The 13,810-nt window shown below is 70.5% G+C and carries 12 protein-coding genes and 1 tRNA gene; 5 read left to right on the forward strand and 8 right to left on the reverse strand.

The window, feature by feature from the left end; genetic code table 11:
* Positions 1-89 precede the first annotated feature (89 nt).
* From thrC to IE237_RS01030, 5 genes are all read right to left on the reverse strand, one after another.
* Positions 90-1,160, reverse strand: a complete 1,071-nt coding sequence (thrC, locus tag IE237_RS01010; RefSeq protein ID WP_189799865.1) for a threonine synthase — start codon at positions 1,158-1,160, stop codon at positions 90-92.
* Between the two features lie 6 nt (positions 1,161-1,166).
* The gene (locus IE237_RS01015; protein WP_189799866.1) at positions 1,167-2,459 is read right to left on the reverse strand and encodes a homoserine dehydrogenase; all 1,293 of its coding nucleotides are present in this window, start codon (positions 2,457-2,459) and stop codon (positions 1,167-1,169) included.
* Between the two features lie 135 nt (positions 2,460-2,594).
* Entirely contained in the window at positions 2,595-3,986 is a 1,392-nt protein-coding gene (gene lysA, locus IE237_RS01020) for a diaminopimelate decarboxylase (protein ID WP_189799867.1), read from the reverse strand.
* 12 nt (positions 3,987-3,998) lie between these two features.
* On the reverse strand, positions 3,999-4,961 hold the full coding sequence (gene nrtL, locus IE237_RS01025; protein ID WP_189799868.1) for an ArgS-related anticodon-binding protein NrtL: 963 nt from the start codon (positions 4,959-4,961) through the stop codon (positions 3,999-4,001).
* A 234-nt stretch (positions 4,962-5,195) separates the two neighbouring features.
* The gene (locus IE237_RS01030) at positions 5,196-5,660 is read right to left on the reverse strand and encodes a response regulator (RefSeq protein ID WP_189799869.1); all 465 of its coding nucleotides are present in this window, start codon (positions 5,658-5,660) and stop codon (positions 5,196-5,198) included.
* A 160-nt stretch (positions 5,661-5,820) separates the two neighbouring features.
* On the opposite strand from IE237_RS01030, the gene IE237_RS01035 reads away from it, so the two are divergent.
* A tRNA-Arg gene (locus IE237_RS01035) sits at positions 5,821-5,892 on the forward strand.
* A 197-nt stretch (positions 5,893-6,089) separates the two neighbouring features.
* On the opposite strand, the gene IE237_RS01040 is transcribed toward IE237_RS01035, so the two are convergent.
* Positions 6,090-6,434, reverse strand: a complete 345-nt coding sequence (locus IE237_RS01040) for a hypothetical protein (RefSeq protein WP_189799870.1) — start codon at positions 6,432-6,434, stop codon at positions 6,090-6,092.
* A gap of 428 nt (positions 6,435-6,862) precedes the next feature.
* Here IE237_RS01040 and IE237_RS01045 point away from each other — a divergent pair, with 428 nt between their 5' ends.
* Both IE237_RS01045 and IE237_RS01050 read left to right on the forward strand, forming a co-directional pair.
* Entirely contained in the window at positions 6,863-7,249 is a 387-nt protein-coding gene (locus tag IE237_RS01045; RefSeq protein WP_189799871.1) for a hypothetical protein, read from the forward strand.
* A 209-nt stretch (positions 7,250-7,458) separates the two neighbouring features.
* Entirely contained in the window at positions 7,459-8,499 is a 1,041-nt protein-coding gene (locus IE237_RS01050) for a hypothetical protein (protein ID WP_189799872.1), read from the forward strand.
* A gap of 136 nt (positions 8,500-8,635) precedes the next feature.
* On the opposite strand, the gene IE237_RS01055 is transcribed toward IE237_RS01050, so the two are convergent.
* Both IE237_RS01055 and ku read right to left on the reverse strand, forming a co-directional pair.
* The gene (locus IE237_RS01055) at positions 8,636-10,177 is read right to left on the reverse strand and encodes a M4 family metallopeptidase (RefSeq protein WP_229842272.1); all 1,542 of its coding nucleotides are present in this window, start codon (positions 10,175-10,177) and stop codon (positions 8,636-8,638) included.
* A 345-nt stretch (positions 10,178-10,522) separates the two neighbouring features.
* Positions 10,523-11,527: a non-homologous end joining protein Ku gene (gene ku, locus IE237_RS01060; RefSeq protein ID WP_189799874.1), complete on the reverse strand. Its 1,005-nt coding sequence runs from the start codon at positions 11,525-11,527 to the stop codon at positions 10,523-10,525.
* A gap of 50 nt (positions 11,528-11,577) precedes the next feature.
* On the opposite strand from ku, the gene ligD reads away from it, so the two are divergent.
* Positions 11,578-12,543 carry a non-homologous end-joining DNA ligase gene (gene ligD / locus IE237_RS01065; protein ID WP_189799875.1) on the forward strand — a complete coding sequence of 322 codons (966 nt, stop codon included), beginning with the start codon at positions 11,578-11,580 and terminating at the stop codon, positions 12,541-12,543.
* A gap of 236 nt (positions 12,544-12,779) precedes the next feature.
* Positions 12,780-13,634: an ATP-dependent DNA ligase gene (locus IE237_RS01070; protein ID WP_189799876.1), complete on the forward strand. Its 855-nt coding sequence runs from the start codon at positions 12,780-12,782 to the stop codon at positions 13,632-13,634.
* Positions 13,635-13,810 lie beyond the last annotated feature (176 nt).

The following is a 13,810-nucleotide window of genomic DNA, read 5'->3' on the forward strand; positions in this document are numbered from 1 at the left end:
CTGATCGGGTTTCGATCAGTGCTGCTGCCCCGGTCGGGGGCGCCGCCGGCCTCTTCCCGGGCCGGCGGTCCCCCGTCGGAGGGTCCGGATCAGGCCAGACCGAGGCGCTCGGCGGCGGCCGCGGCGTCGACCGGGACGGTGACCGGCTGCGGCGCGCCGGCGACGGCCCAGTCGGGGTCCTTGAGGCCGTTTCCGGTGACGGTGCAGACGATCCTCTGGCCGGGGTCGACCTTGCCCTGCGCGGCGGCCTTCAGCAGACCGGCGACCGAGGCGGCCGAGGCGGGCTCGACGAAGACGCCCTCCTGTGCGGCCAACAGGCGGTAGGCCTGCAGGATCTCACGGTCCGTCACCTCGTCGATGAAGCCGCCCGACTCGTCGCGCGCGGCGATCGCGTAGTCCCACGAGGCCGGGTTGCCGATGCGGATCGCGGTGGCGATCGTCGACGGGTCCTTGACGACCTCGCCGCGCACGAGCGGGGCGGAACCGGAGGCCTGGAAGCCCCACATGCGCGGGCGGTGCGTGGCGAGACCGTCGGCGGCGTACTCGCGGTACCCCTTCCAGTACGCCGTGATGTTGCCGGCGTTGCCCACGGGCAGGACGTGGATGTCGGGGGCGTCGCCGAGCATGTCCACGATCTCGAACGCGGCGGTCTTCTGGCCCTCGATGCGGACCGGGTTGACCGAATTGACCAGCGCCACCGGGTAGTTCTCGGAGAGGCTGCGGGCCAGGGTCAGGCAGTCGTCGAAGTTGCCGTCGACCTGGAGGATCTTCGCGCCGTGCACGAGGGCCTGGCCCATCTTGCCGAGCGCGATCTTGCCCTGCGGCACGAGGACGGCGGAGACCATCCCGGCGCGCACCGCGTAGGCGGCGGCGGAGGCCGAGGTGTTGCCGGTGGACGCGCAGATGACGGCCTGCGCGCCCTCCTCCTTGGCCTTGGAGATGGCCATGGTCATGCCCCGGTCCTTGAAGGAGCCGGTGGGGTTGGCGCCCTCGACCTTGAGGTGCACCTCGCAGCCCGTGCGCTCGGAGAGGACCTGAGCGGGGACGAGCGGCGTGCCGCCCTCACGGAGCGTGACGACCGGCGTCGTGTCCGTGACCGGAAGGCGGTCCCGGTACTCCTCGATGATGCCGCGCCACTGGTGGGTGCCCTTGTGGGTCATGGGTCCTTACTCCCCTTCAACACGCATGATGCTGGCGACACCGCGCACGGTGTCGAGCTTGCGCAGCGCCTCGACGGTCCCGGAGAGGGCGGCGTCGGGCGCGCGGTGGGTGACGACGACGAGGGAGGCCTCGCCGTCCTTGCCCTGCTGGCGCACCGTATCGATGGATACGCCGTGCTCGGCGAAGACCGTCGCGACCTGGGCGAGGACGCCCGGCTTGTCGGCCACGTCGAGACTGATGTGGTACCGCGTCACGACCTCGCCCATGGAGCTCACGGGCAGCTGGGTGTACGCGGACTCGCCGGGGCCCGTCGCCTCGTTGAGACGGTTGCGGCAGACGGCGACGACGTCGCCGAGAACGGCGGAGGCGGTCGGCGAGCCGCCCGCCCCGGGGCCGTAGAACATGAGCTGCCCGGCGGCCTCCGCCTCGACGAAGACCGCGTTGTACGCCTCGCGGACGGAGGCCAGCGGGTGGCTGAGCGGGATCATCGCGGGGTGCACGCGCGCGGTGACGGACCCGCCGTCGGCGGCCCGCTCGCAGATCGCGAGCAGCTTGATGGTGCAGCCCATCTCCTTGGCGGAGGCGAAGTCCGCGGCGGTGACCTCGGTCATGCCCTCGCGGTAGACGTCGTCGAGACGCACGCGCGTGTGGAAGGCGATCCCGGCGAGGATGGCGGCCTTGGCGGCTGCGTCGAAGGCCTCGACGTCGGCGGTCGGGTCGGCCTCGGCGTACCCGAGGGCGGTGGCCTCGTCGAGCGCCTCGCTGTAGCCGGCGCCCGAGGTGTCCATCTTGTCGAGGATGAAGTTCGTCGTGCCGTTGACGATGCCCATCACACGGTTGATCTTGTCGCCGGCGAGCGACTCGCGCAGCGGCCGGATGAGGGGAATGGCACCGGCGACGGCGGCTTCGTAGTACAGGTCCTGCCCGTGCTGCTCGGCGGCGGCGTAGAGGCTCGCGCCGTCCTGGGCCAGCAGCGCCTTGTTCGCCGAGACGACGGAGGCGCCGTGCTCGAAGGCGGTGGTGATGAGCGTGCGGGCCGGCTCGATGCCGCCGATGACCTCGACGACGACGTCGATGTCCCCGCGTTTCACGAGGGCGGTCGCGTCGGTGGTGATCAGCTCGGCGGGGACTCCCCCGCGGACCTTGTCGGGCCGGCGGACGGCCACGCCGGCGAGCTCGACCGGCGCGCCGATGCGCGCGGCGAGGTCGTCGGCGTGCGTCGTCATGATGCGCGCCACCTCTGAGCCGACCACTCCACAGCCCAGCAGCGCCACCTTCAGCGGACGCGTACGCATCATCCGACCTCGTTTCTCGTACTACTTCGTATCTCTACGGTTTCGTATCTCTACGGAGAACCAGTCTCACTCACCGGACGAGGGATTCCGCCCCTCGTCCGGATCCTGAGACATCTATTTCATCACTCGACTATTTCATCATCCGACGTCGAGACGCAGGAGATCTTCCTCCGTCTCGCGCCGGACGATGACGCGCGCCTCGCCTTCGCGGACGGCGACGACGGGCGGCCGGAGCGCGTGGTTGTAGTTGCTGGCCATGGAGCGGCAGTACGCACCGGTGGCCGGCACGGCGATGAGGTCGCCGGGCGCCAGGTCCGAGGGCAGGAAGGCGTCCCGTACGACGATGTCGCCGCTCTCGCAGTGCTTGCCGACGACACGGGAGAGCATCGGCTCGGCCTCGCTGGTCCGCGAGACGAGGCTGACGCTGTACTCGGCGTCGTAGAGGGCGGTGCGGATGTTGTCCGACATGCCGCCGTCGACGCTCACATACGTCCGCAGGCCTTCGAGGGGCTTGACGGTGCCGACCCGGTAGAGGGTGAAGGCGGTGGGGCCGACGATGGCGCGCCCGGGCTCGACGGAGATCCGCGGCGTCCGCAGCCCCGCGGACTCGCACTCCCGGGTCACGATCTCGCTCAGCGCCTTGGCGATCTCGTGCGGCTCGCGCGGGTCGTCCTCGGAGGTGTAGGCGATGCCGAGCCCACCGCCGAGATCGATCTCGGGCAGCTCGACCCCGTGCTCGTCGCGCACCTCGGCGAGCAGCTGGACGACGCGCCGGGCGGACACCTCGAAACCGGCCATGTCGAAGATCTGCGAGCCGATGTGGGAGTGGATCCCGATGAGCTCAAGGCCGTCGAGCTTCAGCGCCCGGCGCACGGCCTCGGCGGCCTGCCCGCCGGCGAGGGCGATGCCGAACTTCTGGTCCTCGTGGGCGGTGGCGATGAACTCGTGGGTGTGGGCCTCGACGCCGACGGTCACGCGGATCTGCACGCGCTGCCGCTTCCCGAGGGACTGGGCGATGTGGGCGACCCGCACGATCTCCTGGAAGGAGTCGAGCACGATCCGCCCGACGCCGGCCTCGACGGCCGTGCGGATCTCCTCCTCGCTCTTGTTGTTCCCGTGGAAGGCGATCCGCTCGGCGGGCATCCCGGCGGAGAGGGCGGTGGTCAGCTCGCCGCCGGAACACACGTCGAGGTTCAGCCCCTCCTCCTTGAGCCACCGCACGACGGCGCGGGAGAGGAAGGCCTTCCCGGCGTAGAACACGTCGGCGTCCTTGCCGAAGGCCTCGGCCCAGGCGCGGCAGCGGGCGCGGAAGTCGGTCTCGTCGAGGAAGTAGGCGGGCGTGCCGAACTCCTCGGCGAGCGCGTCGACCGCGATCCCGCCGACGGTGGCGACCCCGCGCTCGTCCCGCGTGACGGTCCGGGCCCAGACCTTGGGGTCGAGGTGGTTGAGGTCGGCGGGCGGCGCGGAGTAGTGGCCCTCGGGCAGGACGTCGGCGTGGCGGGGCCCGGCGGGGTGGGCGGAACGGCTCATGGTCTGCGTCTTTCAGATCTGGTCGGGTGCGCTGATGCCGAGCAGGGAGAGGCCACCGGCGAGCACCGTCCCGGCGGCTTCGGCGAGCGCGAGCCGGGAACGGTGGGCGGCCGAGGGTTTCTCGTCGCCGAGCGGCAGAACGGTGTGCTGGAACGCGAGCAGCGCGTCGGCGGTGGCTTCGAGGTGCCGGGCGACCCGGTCGGGGGCGCGGTGGCGGGCGGCGGAGAGGAGGACGACGGGGTGGTCGCCGAGAACGCCGAGAAGCTCGGGAGCGTGGATGTCCGTCTCGTACGAGGGCGCGATGCCGAGCTGCGTCCCGTTGACGAGCAGCCGCCGGACCCGCGCATGGGCGTACCGGACACGGAAGAGGGAGTTGCGCTCGTGCTGGACGAGGAGGGGCGGCCCGTCGAGGGGACGGTCCTGGGGCGCGGCCCGCAGCAGCGACCAGCGGCCGGCGTCGGCACCGAGGAGCTCGCGCTCGTACGCCCCGCCCCGCACGTGGATCCGCTCGTCCCCGCCGAAGTCCGCGTCGGCCCCCTGGCTCCGCAGGAGCCGGAGGACGACCTCGACGACGATCCGGGCCCGGGACTCTGTCACCTCGGCGAACCGGACGGTGGTGCCGGCCAGGGCGTCGCCCTGCCCGTAGGCGGGTCCGGCGGTACGGATCGCCCGAACGAGTTCGCCGCCGGCATCGCGGCGGAGGGTGAAGTTCAGGAACCCGGGTCCGGTGATGTCGACGGCGAGGATCCCGGGGCTCTCGAGGAGCCGCTCCTGGAGGATCCCGGCGACGTCGAGGGCGCTGCGCCCGGCGGGCCGGGCCAGGGTGAGCGCGACGCTGCTGGCGTACTCCCCGGTCCCACCGGGCCGGGCCCGCTCGACCTTGACGCGCGGGGGGACGTCGACCCGCAGCGCACCGTCGTCGACCGCACGGCGCACGGCGTGCTGCACGGTGAGGGAGAGGTCCGCGGGGGTCACGGGACAAGCCTAGGGGAGGAGGGGGGTCGGAACGCGAACCGGTTTCGCCATGCGGGCACCTGCAGGGCGACGGGGGCACGCGAGCCGGTTTCGCGATGCGGGCACCGGCCCTGGCGACGTCGGAACGCGAACTGGTCTCGCGATGCGGGCACCGGCCCTGGCGACGTCGGAACGCGAACCGGTCTCGCCCTACGGGCACCTGCCCTGGCGACGTCGGCACGCACCGGCCTCGACTCAGCCCGCGCACACTCCTGGCAGCGATCCGTCGACGGCTGCGGCGGGTTCCTCTCCCCCGTCCTGGCCGGCTGCCTCGGGCCGCTCCCGCCGCTCGCGGTGCATCAACTGCCGCACCACGCGCACGAGCTCCGAGGGCTCGAACGGTTTGGCGAGGAAGGCGTCGACACCGGAGGAAACCCCACCGACCTCGTGCTCACCGCAGGCACTGATGATCGCCACCGGCAGATGACTGGTCCGGGGGTCGGCCCGCAGCCGCTCCGCGGTCTTGATGCCGTCCAAGCGGGGCATGACGACGTCCAGGGTGACGACATCAGGACAGACCTGATGTACGACATCCAGACACTCGGCACCATCGGCCGCGGTCACGACCTCGAACCCCTCGAGTTCGAGATTGACCCTGATCAACTGCCGGATCACCTTGTTGTCATCGACAACGAGCACCCGACCGGACACGCCTGACACACGAACGAGAGTAGGCCGCCCCCAACGGCTGCGTCCGGGTTTTACCCACTTCTGACCCGTGCGGGGGACCCAGCCCCCGGTGACGCCCCGGAAATACCTGTTCACAGGCACGCCCGGAGAGCTGGTAGGGTTCTACCCGTCGCCGCCGAACGCGGCGGACGCCCCCGTAGCTCAGGGGATAGAGCAACGGCCTCCGGAGCCGTGTGCGCAGGTTCGAATCCTGCCGGGGGCACTTCGCAGAAGTGCCACACAGACCCCGTGATCAGCGGAAACGCTGAACGCGGGGTCTCTTTGTATGTGCGGCCCTGAGCCACCGCAAGCAGGCTCCGCGGATATTCGTGGAGAGACCCTCGGGGCATCGTCCCCCGGTCAGTCCAGGCAACCGCGAAGGCCCCGGACGGGTCCAGGGGCCTTGAGGCCGGCGGCGGATCACCCTCTGATCGCTCGCACCAAGGCGTTGTTCTCGTCGCTCAGTTCAAACTCGTAGGGGAGCCCGAAGAAGCCGAGAAGCCGCCCCAAGTCGTCAAGGCGGGCGGGGTCGACGACGCCGTTGAGCAGGACGTCCGAACCGTCGATCGGATCGATCTCCACCTGGCACCAACTGGTCTCCAGCTCGTAGCCGTGCCAGGACGATGAACGAGAGCTCCAGCCGGCACGGACGAAGCGAGCGGCTACGGCGGACGCGGTTCGACAGCCGCGGAGCACACCGCACACGTTGTGGCCCAGGTCGATCCACTGCCGATCGAGCGTCAGGCCCTCATCGGATATGTCCATGCCCGGAGTATGAAGCAGCAGCCGAACCCTGCGAGGACCGACGGTCGTGCGCCATCGCACGGAAGCTGTGGCCGGATGTCGAGATCGACAGCGCTTCAAGCCCGACTCCATCGAAGACGTCCGCTCCTCCAGCGACTGCTGGTCCACCCGGAGCAGGGCTTCATGACCAGCCGGCAGGTCCCCCGGATGGCCGTGGACTCCTCATCGACGCACCGTGGCACACTCCTCCTCTGATCACGGGGGTGCATAACCCTGTGACCTGGGAGGGGACCACTGTGCGCAGGATCAGACGGGCCGCCGTTGCGATAGCGGTCATCGTGCTTGGAGCCACGGGCTGCGGCAAGGGCGGTACAGGCACCGAGACGACCACGACTCCTGTGCCGGCGCCGCCACGGCCCAAGGGCACCGGACCGTTCACGAAGGAGTTCGTGCGCACCGATCTGGAAAGCTCGGCCGCGGACGCGGGTGTTCCGGCGAATGATCATGAATATGCCCGTCCGTTCGAGGAGGCTCCGGCGGGCTCGCCTCCATGGTGCGCCGTCGCTTTCAGAGGCATCGGCGACAAGAAGACCCCGCTTGATTTCGAAGACTTCAAGGCCGTGGTGGGCGAGTTGCGTGAACGCGACTGGCAGCAGTCTGGAGGGCTGAGGGAGCGCGAGAACCTGGACGGCGTGATCGGCGATGCCGTCGCGAGCCTCAAGCAGCGTGGCTGGTCCGTGACCGCTCAGTACGGGATCGCCGTGGACGGGGAGACGAGCGCGATCACTCTGACGGCCTACGACCAAGCGTGCATGAAGCGGACTGGCGCCGGCTGACCGATCCCCCTTGCACAGCGAGGCGAACCGGTCAACGGTGCGGCCCAGCCCGGCCGCCGGCCGCACCAGCCGGGGAGGCTGGTGGCTGAAAGTAGATCGTTGACTCGCCCAGGGCAGCCCACCAGGATGCGCGTCATGTTGCGAGGAGATCATCAAGAGAAACTCGCTATCGGAGCTGCCACGCCGGGGAACACAACTAGGGGAAAGCAATGAGGAGTCCGCGCGCATTCCTCCGGGCTCGATCTCAAGCCCGCGGCGACAAGGCCATCGAGGACCTGAAAGCAGCGCTTGGTCAACTCGGAATCGATGAAGCCATACCCGAGCCCCTGGAGCGTGGCCTCCGCCACTACACGAGGTACGAGGTGAGGCTGGCGGCCGCGTCGATCGTTGCGCTTTGGGTGGCCGGCCTGTGGTCCGCAGCAGCATTCGGCCTTCTGGTCAGGGCTGGCACTGCCGTGGCGGCCACGGCCACAAACCTCAGCACCCCCTCACTCGCTTCCGTCGAAAAGCTTTGGAATGAGCGGGGTCCTGAGTCGTTCTGGATCGCCTCGTTGATGCTGGCGGGAGCCATGGCCCTCGCCGCGCTGGTGCTTTTCTTGATCGCGAGCTCAGGCTTCTTCATATCGTCGATGCTGTCCGGATCACCTACTGCATATCGGATACTGGGGACGCGAAAGGGTTGGTATCCCGCCCTCATTTATCGACCCGTCTATCACGCGACGCAAGTCATCGTGAAATGTGGTCGGGCGATCCGAGAACACGGCGAAGAGAAAGTCATCAAAGTCGGCGAAGTTCCCACCGTTTCGGCACAGGCAAGGGACGACATCCAGAAAGCACACCGACTGCGGGGCACCATCGCGCCGTTCGGGCGCCGCAAGAAGGTGATTCGCGATCACACGGCCCGCGTCGCTGCACGGCTTCAGGAGATCGAGGACGACCTTTTCCGTACCCCCGACGATGCGCTGCGCATGCTGGCGACTTCGTGGTTGTCGATCGCCGAGCGTTACGCCGAAGGCCGTATCGGCGCCCTGCTGGATGACGATCTGTCCACGGTCGAGCCGGCACGCACGAGGATTCGCGACAGACTCCGTGACGCCCTTGCCGTCGCGCTCACCGTCGGGACGGTCTTCTTCACCGCCTCCCTCGAACTGCCTCAGGCGATTGAGGGGTACGTGATCGCGGGTTCTGCGGTGGCTGTGCTGATCCTCGTCTACGGGTCGAAGGCCGTACTGGATCGTCGCGTCCGATGACCGCCAAGAATCGGCATTCCCGATATTGCCAGGCCGGCGACCGGTCAGGGTCGGGGGCCGTCGGGTCGGGTGGTGCGCCGGGGAACGGCAGACCCGCGCGGCGTTGTGGGCCGCGCGGGTCGGTGGGACGGGGGTGTTACTTGACGTTGATCGCCGTCCAGGCGGTGGCGACCGCGTTGTACTGGGTGCTGCCCGTGCCGTAGAGGTCCTTGGCCGCGTTCAGGGTGGCCGTGCGGGCGGCGGAGTAGCCCGTCGTGGACGTCATGTAGGTGGTGAGGGCCTTGTACCAGATCTTGTACGCGGCCTGGCGGCCGATGCCGGTCACCGTGGAGCCGTTCGAGGTGGGCGAGTTGTACGTGACGCCGTTGATCGTCTTCGTGCCGCTGCCCTCGGAGAGCAGGTAGAAGAAGTGGTTCGCCGGGCCCGAGGAGTAGTGGACGTTCAGGCGGCCGACCGACTTCGACCAGTAGTCCGCGGAGCTGCCGTCCTTGCTGGGCTTGTCCATGTAACGGAGCGGCGAGCCGTCGCCGTTGATGTCGATCTTCTCGCCGATGAGGTAGTCGCCCTGGTCGGACGCGTTGTTCGCGTAGAACTCGACCGCCGTGCCGAGGATGTCGGACGTCGCCTCGTTCAGGCCGCCGGACTCTCCGCTGTACCGGAGGTTCGCCGTGGAGGACGTCAGGCCGTGCGACATCTCGTGGCCGGCCACGTCCAGGGACGTGAGCGGGTGGGTGTTGCCGATGCCGTCGCCGTACGTCATGCAGAAGCAGGAGTCGTCCCAGAAGGCGTTCACGTACGCGTTGCCGTAGTGGACGCGGGAGTAGGCGGCGACGCCGTCTCCGCGGATGCCGTTGCGGCCCAGCTCGTTCTTGTAGAAGTCCCACGTCACGGCCGCGCCGTAGTGGGCGTCCGCCGCCGCCGTCGCGCGGTTGCTCGCGAGGCCGTTGCCCCACGTGTCGGTGGAGTTGGTGAAGAGGGTGCCGGTGCCCGACGTGCCGCCGTTCAGGTCGTACGTCTTGTGGCCGCCGCGCGCGGTGTCCGTGAGCGTGTACGAGGGGGCCGTGCCGAGCGTCACCTGCCCGCTGTACATCGTGTTGCCGACGCCCGTCTCGATGGCCTCGTCGGCGAAGAGCTCCTTGCCGGTCGTGGCGTCCGTGATGACGGTGCGGCGGCTCGGGGTGCCGTCGGACTGGACGCCCGTGACGACCGTCTCCCAGGCCAGGACGGGCTTGCCGGTGGCCGCCCAGATCACCTTGCGGGCGCCGGACGCGGACTCCTGGGTGTTCGCGGCGGAGGCGAGGGCCGCCTTCTTCGCCGTCGCGGGGGTGACCGCCGCGGTGGTGGTCGCCACGGATATCCGGGCCTCGGTCGCCTTCGTGGTCGAGCGGGCGCCGGACTTCTTCTCGTGCACGACCAGGTCGCCGCCGATGACGGGGAGGCCGGCGTAGGTGCGCTCGTAGCGCGTGTGCACGGTGCCGTCCGCGTCCTTGACGACGTCGCGGGCGACCAGCTTCTCCTGAGCGGGCAGGCCGATGGCCTGCGCGGTGGCGCCGGCCTCGCCCTGGGCCTCGTGGATGGCGGCGGCGCGCTGGGAGCCGGTCAGCTGGATCGCGGTGGCACCGGCCTCGCGCTGGGCATCGGCGCTGGCGGATCCGGTCTGGACTCCGACGACGACCATGGCGGCCGATGCGATCAGGGCGGCGGCTCGGGCGGTGGTACGGCGGTGCGAGGACTGCTGGCGGGTCACGCGGGCTCCTTCGCTGGAAAGCGTGGGGGTTGTGGGGGTGGGTGGTGCGGGTGTGAGCGTGCCAGCGAAGAAGTCTGTTTGACAGGTCTGCAACAAGGATTTGACCATGTGTTGTCCGAAGGACAGCGAACTCTGTTCGCTATGCGGGGAGTTCGGGCGTCACCGCGCGGCCCGCTGCCCAGATTCGGGCAGCAAGAAGCCCCCCGGAGGATCTCCGGGGGGCTTCTGGGGTGTTGGGGCGGTTGTGACGTTACGAGCCTTTTGGGGTGGTCGGGTTCACGCCGTGCGCTTGCGGGCCGCCGCCTTCTTGGCCGTCGTCTTCTTCGCCGTCGCCTTCTTCGCCGTCGCCTTCTTCGCCGTCGTCTTCTTCGCCGGCGCGCCCTTCGTCGTCGCGCCCTTCTCCGTCGCGCTCCCGGCCGCCGCGGTCTTCCTCGCCGTCGCCCTCTTCGCCGCCGTCTTCTTCGTCGGCTTGAGTTCCGTCACCACCGCGTCCTCCCCACGCGCCTCCCTGGCCGCCCGGACGCTGTTCTCCAGGGCCGCCATCAGGTCGATGACCCGGCCTCCGCCGGTCTCCTCGCCCGGAGACGGCGGCGCGACGCCCTCGCCGCCCGCCGCCTTCGCCGCGATCATCTCCTCCACCGCCGTGCGGTAGTCGTCGTGGAGGGTGCTGATGTCGACCTCGCCCAGCGTGGCCATCAGGGCGTCCGCCAGGTCGAGTTCGGCCTCACGGACCGTGACCGGGGTCTCCGGGGCGACGCCCTCCGGAGCGCGGATCTCGTCCGGCCAGAGCAGGCCGTGCATGGCGATCACGTCGTCCACGACCCGGAGCATGCCGAGCCGCTCCCGCCCCCGCAGGGCGTACTTCGCGAGCGCCACTCTGTCGCTGCGCTTGAGCGCCTCGCGGAGCAGGGTGTACGGCTTGGCCGCGGGCACGCCGTTCGCCGAGAGGTAGTACGCGGCGTCCATCTGCAGCGGATCGATCTGCCCGGCCGGCACGAAGGCGACGATCTCGATCGTCTTCGCGGTGGGCAGCGGCAGCGCGGCCAGGTCCTCGTCGGTGATCGGGATCATGGTCCCGTCGGCGTCCTCGTACGCCTTGCCGATCTCCGCCTGCGGCACCTCTTCCCCGTCGAGCTCGCACACCTTCTTGTAGCGGACCCTGCCGCCGTCCTCGGTGTGGATCTGGCGGAAGGAGACGGACCGGCTCTCGGTGGCGTTCACCAGCTTGATCGGGATGCTGACCAGCCCGAAGGATATGGCGCCGTTCCAGATGGATCGCACGTCTCTTCCCTTTCGAGTCGAATCACCCGCAAACGTGGGATTCTCATCGTATGACGCCGATCACAGAGGTGGAGGGGCGGCGCCTGGCGCTCAGCAACCTGGACAAGGTCCTCCACCCGCTCACCGGCACCACCAAGGGCGAGGTGCTCCACTACTACGCGACCGTCGGGGCCTTGATCCTGCCGCATCTGCGCGACCGCCCGGTGTCCTTCCTGCGCTACCCGGACGGTCCCGGAGGGCAGCTCTTCTTCACCAAGAATCCGCCGCCCGGCACACCCTCCTGGGTGAGGACCACCCCCGTGCCCCGCTCCGAGGACCCCCGCGCCCGGCAGGTGGTGATCGAGGACCTGCCCTCGCTCATGTGGGCCGCGAACCTCGTCGTGGAGTTCCACACGCCGCAGTGGCGGGCCTCCTCCCCCGCCGTCGCCGACCGGCTCGTGTTCGACCTCGACCCCGGGCCGCCCGCCGGCGTCGTCGACTGCTGCCGGGTCGCCCTGCACCTGCGCGAGCGGCTCGCGGCGGACGGCCTGGAGGCCTTCGCCAAGACCTCCGGTTCCAAGGGACTCCACCTGCTCGTCCCGGTGCTCCCCACGCCGTCCGCACGCGTCTCGGCGTACGCGAAGCTGCTCGCCGTCGAGGCGGAGGCGGCGCTGCCCGGGCTCGTCACGCACCGCATGGCACGGGCCCTGCGATCCGGGAAGGTCTTCGTCGACCACAGCCAGAACGCCGCCGCCAAGACCACCGCCACCCCCTACACCCTGCGGGCGCGCGCCCGGCCCACCGTCTCGGCACCCGTCACCTGGGAGGAGGTCGAGGGCTGCGCCGCCCTCGCCGGCGATCGCAGCGGTCCCGACGGCCCCGACGATCGCGGTCCCAGTGATCCCAGTGGCCCCAGTGGCCCCGGCGATCCCGATGCGCTGGTCCTTCTCATGGGCGACATCGCGCCACGTCTGGAGCGGTACGGGGACCTCCTGGCGCCACTCTTCGCGCCCGAGCGGGCGGGAGCCGTGCCGTGAACCGGGCCCGCTCGGCGAAGGGGGGCGGCGCCGGAGGCCCGGTCCCGGAGGCGGGTGGGGGTGGTGCCGGTCCGGTTTCCGCGGCGGGTGCGGGCGGCGCCGGAGGCCCGGTCCCGGAGGCCGGTGAGGGTGGTGCCGGCCCGGTCCCGGCGGCCGGTGAAAGTGGCGCCGGGGGCCGCTCCCCGGGGCCTTCCGCCGGCACCGGGACCGCCGTACTGCTGCCGCCCGTCGACGTCATGCGGCCCCGGGCCGCCGACGAGATCCCCGCACAGGCGGAGCCGCCCCGGGAGCTCCAGTACTCCCTCAAGCTGGACGGGTTCCGTGCCCTCGCCTTCGTCCTCGACGGCGGGAAGGTCGTCCTCCAGTCCCGCTCCCGCCGGGACCTCGCTCCGGAGTTTCCCGACATCGCCGCGCACCTGCGCGACCAGCTGCCGCCGGGGATCGTCCTCGACGGCGAGCTGTGCGCCTACCGGGACGGCCGGCTGAGCTTCACCGACCTGCTCCGTTCGCACGCCGACCGGGTACGGGGCGGGGTGCCCGTCTCGTACGTCGCCTTCGACCTGCTCGCCGTCCCCGGGCGCGACGTGCGGGCGCTGCCGCTCCGCGACCGGTGGGAGCTGCTCGGGGCGGCCCTGCGGGAGGCCGGGCCCCCGCTCCAGCGGGTCCTGGCCACGGCGGACGAGGAGACCGCGCGGGGCTGGTTCCGGGACCTGCGGGACGCGGGAGTCGAGGGGGTCGTCGCGAAGCGGCTCGACTCGCCCTACCGCGCGGGCTCCACCTGGGCCTGGCGCAAGATCCGGCACGCCGACACGAGCGATGCCCTCCTGATCGGTCTCGTCGGTCCGCCGGAACGGCCCCGGGCCCTGGTCGTCCGGCTCCCCGACGGCCGCGCCCTGACCACCTCGCCCCGGCTGACCCCGGCGCAGTCGCGCCAGGTCGGCGGCCTGGCGGGCGACCGCGCGGGGCCCCTCGCGGAGGACCCGGAGCACGGGCCGGTGCGGTGGGTCGACCCTCCGCTCCCGGTCGAACTGCGCCAGGTCGCGGGACGGCACGGGACGGCGGCCTTCGTGCGCGTCCGGTCGGAGGGGTAGCCCGGAGGCGGTACGCGGCGTGTCGCCCGCCCGGATACCGAGTGCAACTGCCTTGCTCCGCACCGTACATGGCGGAAAGAGACCGCAACGGGCGCTCCGGGCACGGCAGGTGTCGCCGGTTCGGCCTTGTTGTCCGTCCTGTGGTGCACACTTGCTGCCTGGCACAGCGCTCACGG

Source organism: Streptomyces tanashiensis, from assembly GCF_014648895.1.
Lineage (GTDB): Bacteria > Actinomycetota > Actinomycetes > Streptomycetales > Streptomycetaceae > Streptomyces > Streptomyces tanashiensis.